At 70.9% G+C, this 8,927-nt stretch carries 9 protein-coding genes; 8 read left to right on the top strand and 1 reads right to left on the bottom strand.

Annotated elements, in window-relative coordinates:
- The first annotated feature begins 126 nt into the window (after nt 1–126).
- From QZ483_RS11010 to QZ483_RS11025, 4 genes are all read left to right on the top strand, one after another.
- The gene (locus QZ483_RS11010; RefSeq protein WP_297083936.1) at nt 127–420 is read left to right on the top strand and encodes a hypothetical protein; all 294 of its coding nucleotides are present in this window, start codon (nt 127–129) and stop codon (nt 418–420) included.
- Nucleotides 421–433: 13 nt separating this feature from the next.
- On the top strand, nt 434–1,420 hold the full coding sequence (locus QZ483_RS11015) for a glycosyltransferase family 2 protein (protein ID WP_297083938.1): 987 nt from the start codon (nt 434–436) through the stop codon (nt 1,418–1,420).
- Nucleotides 1,421–1,429: 9 nt separating this feature from the next.
- The gene (locus QZ483_RS11020) at nt 1,430–2,050 is read left to right on the top strand and encodes a hypothetical protein (RefSeq protein ID WP_297083941.1); all 621 of its coding nucleotides are present in this window, start codon (nt 1,430–1,432) and stop codon (nt 2,048–2,050) included.
- Between the two features lie 220 nt (nt 2,051–2,270).
- On the top strand, nt 2,271–4,751 hold the full coding sequence (locus QZ483_RS11025; protein ID WP_297083943.1) for a glycogen/starch/alpha-glucan phosphorylase: 2,481 nt from the start codon (nt 2,271–2,273) through the stop codon (nt 4,749–4,751).
- Nucleotides 4,752–5,012: 261 nt separating this feature from the next.
- On the opposite strand, the gene QZ483_RS11030 is transcribed toward QZ483_RS11025, so the two are convergent.
- The gene (locus QZ483_RS11030; protein ID WP_297083946.1) at nt 5,013–5,408 is read right to left on the bottom strand and encodes an RNA-binding S4 domain-containing protein; all 396 of its coding nucleotides are present in this window, start codon (nt 5,406–5,408) and stop codon (nt 5,013–5,015) included.
- Nucleotides 5,409–5,486: 78 nt separating this feature from the next.
- On the opposite strand from QZ483_RS11030, the gene QZ483_RS11035 reads away from it, so the two are divergent.
- The 4 genes from QZ483_RS11035 to QZ483_RS11050 form a co-directional block, all read left to right on the top strand.
- Nucleotides 5,487–6,137 (top strand): hypothetical protein, encoded by a 651-nt coding sequence (locus QZ483_RS11035; protein WP_297083948.1) that lies wholly within the window; start codon nt 5,487–5,489, stop codon nt 6,135–6,137.
- A 20-nt stretch (nt 6,138–6,157) separates the two neighbouring features.
- A complete protein-coding gene (locus tag QZ483_RS11040; protein WP_297083950.1) occupies nt 6,158–7,237 on the top strand; it encodes a low specificity L-threonine aldolase in 1,080 nt (359 codons plus the stop codon).
- A 40-nt stretch (nt 7,238–7,277) separates the two neighbouring features.
- On the top strand, nt 7,278–7,658 hold the full coding sequence (locus tag QZ483_RS11045) for a YchJ family protein (protein WP_297083951.1): 381 nt from the start codon (nt 7,278–7,280) through the stop codon (nt 7,656–7,658).
- The coding region (locus tag QZ483_RS11050; protein ID WP_297083954.1) for an AEC family transporter at nt 7,655–8,927 on the top strand (1,273 nt) is incomplete at its 3' end. The genes QZ483_RS11045 and QZ483_RS11050, both read left to right, overlap by 4 nt.

Consider the following 8,927-nt stretch of genomic DNA (forward strand, 5'->3'; position numbering starts at 1 on the left):
ACGTCCAGGAGATTCGACCGCGCCCGCTGGTGGGGGCCATCTCTTCGCGCGCGCGGATCTGAACCCCCGCGCGGCTCGGTCCCCCGGCACGGGCCCTGTGCCACGATGTGGGACGGAGGTGCGTCGATGCTGCTGCTGATGGGGACCGTGCTCGGGGCTTTCCTGGGCTACGGCGCTGTGAAGATCCACCCGCTGCTGGACGGCGGCGCGATCGTGGGCATCGTCGCCGGAGCGCTCGGCGGGTACGTGGGCGCGCGCTGGTTCGGCGAGGACCTCGCGGCCGTCATCGCGGACAGCGAGATCGCGGGGATCGCCGCCGCGGGAGCGCTCGGCGGAATCGTGCTCGCCCTCGTCGCCGGACCCATCGTGGCGGCCGTGCGCAAGCGCCGTGCAGCCCGGACCCCGGACTCCACGCGGTGACTACGCTGGCCCCGTGAAGCTCTTCGTCCAGATCCCGTGCCTCGACGAGGAGGCGACGCTTCCCGCCGTCCTCGACTCCATCCCGACACGCATCGACGGCATCGACGAGATCCGCGTCGTGGTCATCGACGACGGCTCCTCGGACGCCACCGGACGCATCGCCCGCGAGCACGGCGCCCAGGTGATCCGCCACGCCCGCACCATGGGTCTGGCGCAGTCCTTCCGCGACGGCATCGACTATGCGCTGGCGAACGGCGCGGACATCGTGGTCAACACGGACGGCGACAACCAGTACCCGCAGGAGCGCATCGGCGACCTGGTGCGGCCCCTGGTCCTGGGCGAGGCCGACATCGCGATCGGCGACCGCCAGACCCACACGATCGCGCACTTCTCGCCGTTCAAGAAGTCGATGCAGCGTTTTGGGTCGTGGGTCGTGAGCCGGGCATCGGGGACACGGCTGCCCGATGCGGCCTCCGGGTTTCGCGCGTACTCGCGCCACGCGCTGTACCGCCTCAACCTCGTCACCAAGTTCAGCTACACGATGGAGACCATCATCCAGGCCGGCGACAAGCGGCTCGCGATCGTCTCGATCCCCATCCACACCAACGCCAAGACCCGCGAGTCGCGACTGTTCCGGAACGTGTTCGAGCACATGCTCCGCTCCGCTCAGGCCATCATTCGCGCCTCGATCATGTACCGGCCGTGGGGGGTGTTCGCGACGCTGGCCGTGGTGTTCGGGCTCGTGGGCGTCGCGCCATTCGTGCGGTTCGGGATCCTGCGCGCCGTGGGCAACGACGGCAACCACATCCAGTCGCTGATCTTCGGCACGATCACACTGGTGGGAGCCGGCCTCGCCCTCGCGCTGGGGGTGCTGTCCGACCTCATGAAGACCAACCGCATCCTGACGGAGCAGCTGCTGGAGCGCGTCAAGGAGCAGCAGTACGGGCCTGCGCTGCCCGCGCATGAGCGCGCGCCGTCGGGCTCGGCTCCTTCCCCCTAGGGTCGCAGTGTGGAGGGCTCGACCACGACCTCGGGCGCGCCGCTGCCGTTCACCGGCACCACCGGCGCACATCTCGTGCGCTTCGTGGCGATCTGGGTCACCGCGATGGGGCTGCTGCTCCTCCTCCTGTCGGCGGGCCAGCTGCTGGTGTGGGACAACCCGGGCTCGCTCATCCTGGCGCTCGGGCTGGTGAGCACGGGGGCCGGGACGTGGGTGGCTGCGAAGGTCCGGCTCGCCGGGCTGCACCGCGCGAATCGCGACTACCTGCTGAGCGAGTACGGAATCGAGGCCATGGGCGGCCGTGAGCGCTTCGCTCACCGGGTAAGCGCCCTGTCCTGGACCGCGCTCGCCGTGTTCATCGCGGCCGGCGGGCTGGTCATCTGGTCGGGCTCCGCATTGGGGTGCGAGGGCCTGCGCGACGACCTGTGCTCGATACCCTCGCTGCCGGCATGGGTCTTCCCCACGGTGCGAACCGTCGCGCTGGCGGCGGGATCGGCCTTCGTGGGCCTGGTGGTGCTGTCACGCTCTCACGCGCATGAGACCGAGCACATGGACGCCGTCATCGCGGAGGGGCAGCGCCGCCGTCTCGAGGGTCCCATCCCCGGCACCAGCCGCAGCCGCTGGGAGTGAGGGCGGGCGGATGCCCAGCCCGCGCATCGGCCCTGCGCACGCCCCCGCGGTGCGTTCTGGCCTGCCCTAGCTCTTCGAGCATCGAGATGGATCCGTGTCGCGTGAAAGCGGGGGTGAAGCGAACGAGGAACCGCCGCGTAAGCACGAGGCCATGTTTCCGCCAGGTGAATACATGACTTCCGGCCCGCCGCGGGCCGCCGCAAGCGCTTAACCTGTGCTGGTGAACGCAAACACCCCTCCCGTCGCCGCCCCCGAGAAGTCCGTCGAGAGCTTCACCCGCGCCTTCCTGCGCGAGCTGAACTTCGGCCAGGGCGTGGACCTGGACCGCGCGTCCGACAACGACAAGCACCTCGCTCTCGCGCGCACCGTGCGCCACTACCTCATGACCCGGTGGCTCGAGACGCTGCGCAACCAGTACCAGGATCAGGCGAAGACGGTCGCGTACCTGTCCGCCGAGTTCCTGCTGGGCCCGCAGCTGGAGAACGCGATGCTGGCAGCCGACCTCGAGGACGTCGCGCGCGAGTCCCTCGATGGTCTGGGCGTGGACATCGACGCCCTGCGCGGCCTCGAGATCGAGCCGGGACTGGGCAACGGCGGCCTGGGCCGCCTCGCGGCGTGCTTCATCGACTCGCTCGCGACGCTGAACGTGCCGTCGATCGGCTACGGCATCCGCTACGAGTACGGCATCTTCCGCCAGAGCTTCGTCGACGGCAAGCAGGTCGAGAAGCCGGACACCTGGCTGCGCATGGGCTCCCCGTGGGAGCTGCCCCACCCCGAGAACGCGGTGGAGGTGTGGTTCGGCGGCACGACCTCGGCCCCGGGCGAGACCGCGGACGCCGATGCGGGCCGCACCTGGACGCCCGAGTGGCGCGTCACCGCGGTGCCCTACAACTACATGGTGCCCGGCTACCGCAACGGCCGCGTGAACACGCTGCGGCTGTGGAGCGCGAAGGCCACCGAGGGCTTCAACCTGCAGGAGTTCAACGCCGGCGACTACGTCGAGGCGGTGCGCGCGCGCACGTTCGCGGAGAACATCTCGAAGGTGCTCTACCCCGAGGACTCCACGCCCCAGGGCAAGGAGCTCCGCCTGCAGCAGCAGTACTTCTTCGTCGCCGCGTCGCTGCGCGACTTCCTCGAGAACGTGCTGCCCGACGACTTCGACCTCGCCCGCCTGCCCGACCGCATCACGTGGCAGCTGAACGACACCCACCCCGTGATCGCGGTGCCCGAGCTCATGCGCCTGCTGATCGACGAGCGCGGCTGGACCTGGGAGGACGCCTGGGCCGTGACCCAGAAGGTGTTCGCCTACACCTGCCACACCCTGCTGCCGGAGGCGCTCGAGGTGTGGTCGGTCGAGCTGCTGGGCCGGCTGCTGCCCCGCCACCTCGAGATCATCTACCGGATCAACGAGGAGTTCATCGAGGAGGTGCGCGCCGCGTACCCGGGCGACGAGCTGCGGGTGCGACGCATGTCGATCATCGCGGAGAACCCCGAGCGCGCCGTGCGCATGGCCCACCTCGCCACCGTCGCCAGCTTCAAGGTCAATGGCGTCGCGGAGCTGCACTCGCAGTTGCTCGCGGACAAGGTGCTGCACGACTTCGCCGAGATGTGGCCGGACAAGTTCACCAACGTCACCAACGGCGTGACCCCGCGCCGCTTCGTGCGGATGTCGAACCCCGGCCTGTCCGGCCTCATCACCGAGGCGATCGGCGACGGCTGGGTCACGGACCTGGAGCGCCTGCGCGAGCTCGAGCCTCTCGCCGAGGACCCCGAGTTCCGCCGCCGCTTCCGTGAGATCAAGGGTGCCAACAAGGTGCGCTTCGCGAACGTGCTGCGCGAGCGCGACGGGATCGAGATCGCGGGCGACGCGATGGTGGATGCCATGGTCAAGCGCCTGCACGAGTACAAGCGGCAGTCGCTCAAGCTGCTGCACATCGTGAGCCTGTACGAGGGCATCACCTCGGGGCGCATCCCCCTCAGCGAGGTGACGCCGCGCACCTTCGTGTTCGGCGCCAAGGCCGCTCCGGGCTACGTCCGCGCCAAGGAGACGATCGAGCTCATCAACGCGGTGGGCGCCACGATCAACGGCGACGCGAGCCTCGAGGGCCGCCTCAAGATCGCGTTCCCCGCGAACTACAACGTCACGCTCGCGGAGACGCTCATCCCCGCCGCCGACCTGTCCGAGCAGATCTCGCTCGCGGGCAAGGAGGCGTCCGGAACCGGCAACATGAAGTTCGCCCTGAACGGCGCGCTGACCATCGGTACGGACGACGGCGCGAACGTCGAGATCCGCCAGCTGGTGGGCGACGACAACTTCTTCCTGTTCGGCATGACCGAGCCGGAGGCCGCCGCGCTGCAGGACAGCGGCTACGACCCGGGCGCGGTCTACGAGTCCGACCCGCAGCTCAAGGCGGCGCTGGACCTGATCGCGTCCGGTGCGTTCACCGGCGGCGACCGGAGCGGAGCCGTGGCGTCGATCTTCGCGTCGCTCACCGAGCGCGACCGCTTCATGGCGCTCGCCGACTTCCGCGCCTACGTGGACGCCCAGGACCGGGTCGAGGCCGCGTACGGCGACTACGAGGCCTGGTCGCGCTCCGCGATCCTCAATGTCGCGCGGACGGGCTTCTTCAGCTCGGACCGCTCGATGGTCGACTACCTCGACCGCATCTGGGGCGCGCGACCGGTCAAGCAGAACGCCTGACCCTCGGCGCTACCCGCGCCGTGGCAGTCACTGGGTGCCGGATTCCTCTCGCTTTCGGCACCCAGCGACTGCTGGCGGGACATGAGTGCCGGATCTGACCTTCATGTCCCGCTGGCGCGCGCACAGCACCGCGGACGGCCGATGCGCGGGCCGGGTTCCGCACGACCGTCGCCGCGGTCGATTTCCGCTCGCCCAAGGCCTTGGGCGAGCGATTCGGGCCCACTTCGCTCGGGAAGGACGGGTGGCACGCCGCAGCGTCGTCTAGCGAGACCCGCGGCCGCGCAGCCGGTCGAGGGCGCGCCGCTCCTTCTTGGTGGGACGGCCTGCGCCGCGTTCGCGCAGCGCGACCGGCGCGGGGCGCTCGGCCTTGGGCGGTGGCGGCGGCGACTGATCGACGTAGGCCTGCGCGGCCACCGAAGCGCCCACGCGCTTGACCAGCAGCTGACGCACCTCGGCGATCCGCACCTGCGCGGGTCCGTTCGGATGCACGAGCGTCACCTCGACCCGGTCGCCCACCCGCACCGGCGTCGACGGCTTGGCCCGGTCGCCGTTGACGCGCACATGGCCCGCCTTGCACGCCGCGGTGGCCTGCGAGCGCGTCTTGGTCAGCCGCACCGCCCAGACCCACGCGTCCGCACGCACGCTGCCCCGATCCATCGCACCAGCCTACGAGGGCCGCGCGCTGCGGCTACCTATCTCGCGCATCGGCCCTGCTGAGGGGCATACCCTGACGTCATGGACACGCAGGTGGTGCTGGAGGCGATCGGATGGATCGGGTCGATCCTCATCGTGTGGTCGCTCATGGTCGCGCGGGTGCTGCGATTCCGGTGGATGAACCTCATCGGCGCGGCTTTGGCAACGGGCTACAACGCGATCATCGAGGTGTGGCAGTTCGCGTTCATGAACCTCGCGATCACCATCATCGACATCTACTGGCTGTGGCGCCTGTATCGCGAGGCCCACGACGAGGAGGTCTACCGGGTGCTCGCGGTGGACGCGGGCAACGCCTTCCTGCGCCACGTCCTCGCCGAGCACGGTGACGACATCAAGGCCCACGAGCCCGCCTTCGACATCGACGGCGACCACGGCACGGCCGCGGGCGGCAACCGCCACACGTTCCTCGTGGTCCGCGGCGACGAGGCGGTGGGCGTGGTCGCGGTGCGCGACGAGGGCGACGGGCAGGGCGTGGTCGAGCTCGACTGGGTCAAGCAGCGCTTCCGCGACTTCACGCCGGGCGAGTTCGTGTACCGCGAGTCGCGCGTGCTGGCCGAGGCAGGCTTCACGCGGCTGCGGGTGCCGGTGCGCGACGAGCTGGACCGGGACTACATGCGCCGCATGGGCTTCCAGACCGACGGCCCCTCCTGGGTGCGCGACATCGCCGCGTAGCCGCGTGGGAGACTCGTCGGGTGACTGACAGCCGCCACTTCGCCTCCGACAACTACGCCTCCGTGCACCCGGAGGTGATGGCCGCGATCGCCGCCGCCGACGGTGGGCACGAGCCCGCCTACGGGGCCGATGCGGCTACTGCGGCTTTCGATGACGCCGTCGCCGAGGTGTGGGGCGCCGATGCGCTGGGCTTCCCGGTCTTCAACGGCACCGGGGCGAACGTGGTGTCGCTGATGGCGCTGTCCCCGCGCTGGGGCGGGGTGGTCGCGTCCGAGCACGCGCACATCAACGTCGACGAGAATGGCGCCCCCGAGAGGGTCGGAGGCCTGAAGATCCTGCAGGCTCCGGCACCCGATGGGCGGCTGACCGCGAGCGCGATCGAGCGCTGGGTGGGCGACCTGGGCGACGAGCACCGCGCACAGCCGCTGGTGCTGTCCGTGACCCAGTCGACCGAGTTGGGCACCGTCTACTCGCTCGACGCGATGCGGACACTCACCGACGCCGCGCACGCCGCTGGCATGCGGGTGCATCTTGATGGCGCCCGGATCGCCAACGGCGCGGCCGCGCTGGGCGTCTCGCTCGCCGAGGCCACCGCGGGCGTGGACCTGCTGTCCTTCGGCGGCACCAAGAACGGCGCGATGGGCGCGGAGGCCGTCGTGGTGCTCGCCGGGGACCTGCGCGAGCGCCTCGCCTCTGAGCTGCTGCACCTGCGCAAGCAGACCATGCAGCTGGGCTCCAAGATGCGGTACGTCTCGGCTCAGCTGACCGCGCTGCTGACCTCCGTGGACGACGCCGGCGACGCGCTGTGGCTGCGCAACGCGCGTCACGCGAACGCGATGGCCACGCGCCTGCGCGAGTGCCTCGAGCCGCTCGCCGCCGAGCAGGCGATCCGCTTCACGCAGCCCACCGAGGCGAACGCCGTGTTCGTCGAGCTCCCCCGCGCGATCGCCGCCCGCCTGCGCGCGGCGTACCGCTTCTACGACTGGCAGCCGGGCACGACCCCCGAGACGGTCGAGGTGCGGCTGATGTGCTCGTGGGACACCACCGTCGATGACGTGCACGCGCTCACGCGCCTCGCGCGCGAGGAGATGGCGGCGTGACGTCCTGCGGCCGGCCCCGCCCGCGCGGCCAGGCCGGCTGATGGCGCTCCCCTGCCCGTGCGGCACGGGCGACCCCTACGCCGAGTGCTGCCGCCCGCTGCTGCGCGGCGAGCGCGAGGCGACGGACGCATCGGCCCTCATGCGGTCCCGGTACACCGCCTACGTGCGCGAGGACGAGCGCTACCTGCTGTGCACGTGGCACCCCTCCACTCGGCCCACCGCTCTTGCGCTGGGCGGGCAGACGTGGCTCGGGCTCACCGTGGCGGCCTTCGTGATGGACCCCCAGGACCCTGCCAGGGCCACCGTGACGTTCACCGCGCTGTGGCGGGATGGCGAGGGTCTACCTAGGACGATGCGCGAGACGAGCCGGTTCGTGCGCGAGGGCGGCCAGTGGCTCTACGTCGACGGTGACGTGTCGTGAACGACGTGCTCGCGGCGATCGCCACCATGGGGCTGGTTGTCGCGGCGGGCTGGCTGCTGCAATCCCGCGGCTGGCTGCCGGAGCGGTCGCGGGAGGTGCTCGCTACAGTGTGCTTCTCGGTCGCGGGGCCGGCCCTGCTGCTGAGCACTGTCGCGCGTGCCGATCTCTCGCGCCTGCTGTCCACCGGCGCCGCCGTCACGTGGGGCGTCACGCTGACACTCGCGCTGGTGCTCGCCGCGGTCGCGCGCTGGGTGCTGCGCCTGCCGTCCGGCCGCGCCACCATCACGGTCCTGTCGGGCGCCTACGTCAACGCCGGCAACCTGGGCATCCCCCTCGCGGTCTATCTGTTTGGGGACGCGCTCGCGGTGGTGCCCACGATGCTCGTGCAGCTCCTCATCATGGGGCCGGTGTCCTTCGCGATCCTGGACCGGGCACCGGACGCGACACCTGTGCGCCTCTCCTCCCGGTCCGCCTCAGGAAGCGCCGATGCGCTGGCCGGCGAAGGTGACGGCGGTGCCTCGGGCTGGGGCCGAGTTCGCCGCAACCCGGTGCTCATGGCGCTGCGCAACCCGCTCACCATCGGCGCGCTGCTGGGGCTCGTGCTGGCGGTGCTGCCGTGGCGGATGCCGGACGTGGCGCTCGCGCCGTTCGACCTGGTGGGCGCGGCCGCACCGCCGCTCGCGCTGCTCACCCTCGGCATGTCGCTCGTGGGCGCGCGGAAGGTGGGCGCCGATGTCGATCACGCCGGGCTGACGGTGCCGCTCGTGGTTGCCACGATCTCGCGAGCGGTGGTGCACCCGCTGCTCACCTTCCTGGTGGGCGCCGCGGTGGGGCTCGACGGCCTGCCGCTCGCGGTGGTGGTCGCGATGGCCGCGTTGCCCACGGCGCAGAACGTCGTGGTGTTCGCGAATCGCTACGGGTGTGCGATCGATCTGGCCTCGCGCGCGTGCCTCATCACGACAGCACTCTGCGCGCCGGTGCTGATCGTCATCGCGGCGCTGCTGCTGACGGCCTGCGCATCGGCGCCACCCGCAGACCCGAACGCGCCGACGCTGGCCGAATGGCCGGCGCTGTCTGCGACGTCGCCCCCGCCCGACTCGGTCCGGACCGTCCAGGTCCAGCCACAGCAGCCCGGCACGACGAGCGACGCGGTCGTGTGCCGGAAAGAGGCCCGGGTCGGCACCCACTTCGAGCGGCGGCGCTGCTTTACACGCGCTCAGCTCGACGAGATCAGGCGCAATTCCCAAGAGTGGCTCCGCACGGGCGGCC

It is taken from the genome of uncultured Demequina sp. (assembly GCF_913055775.1).
Lineage (GTDB): Bacteria > Actinomycetota > Actinomycetes > Actinomycetales > Demequinaceae > Demequina.

Coding starts and splice junctions, on each gene's coding strand:
- QZ483_RS11010 (WP_297083936.1), top strand. CDS start 127: ATGCTGCTGCTGATGGGGACCGTGCTCGGGGCTTTCCTGGGCTACGGC.
- QZ483_RS11030 (WP_297083946.1), bottom strand. CDS start 5,408: ATGGATCGGGGCAGCGTGCGTGCGGACGCGTGGGTCTGGGCGGTGCGG.
- QZ483_RS11035 (WP_297083948.1), top strand. CDS start 5,487: ATGGACACGCAGGTGGTGCTGGAGGCGATCGGATGGATCGGGTCGATC.
- QZ483_RS11045 (WP_297083951.1), top strand. CDS start 7,278: ATGGCGCTCCCCTGCCCGTGCGGCACGGGCGACCCCTACGCCGAGTGC.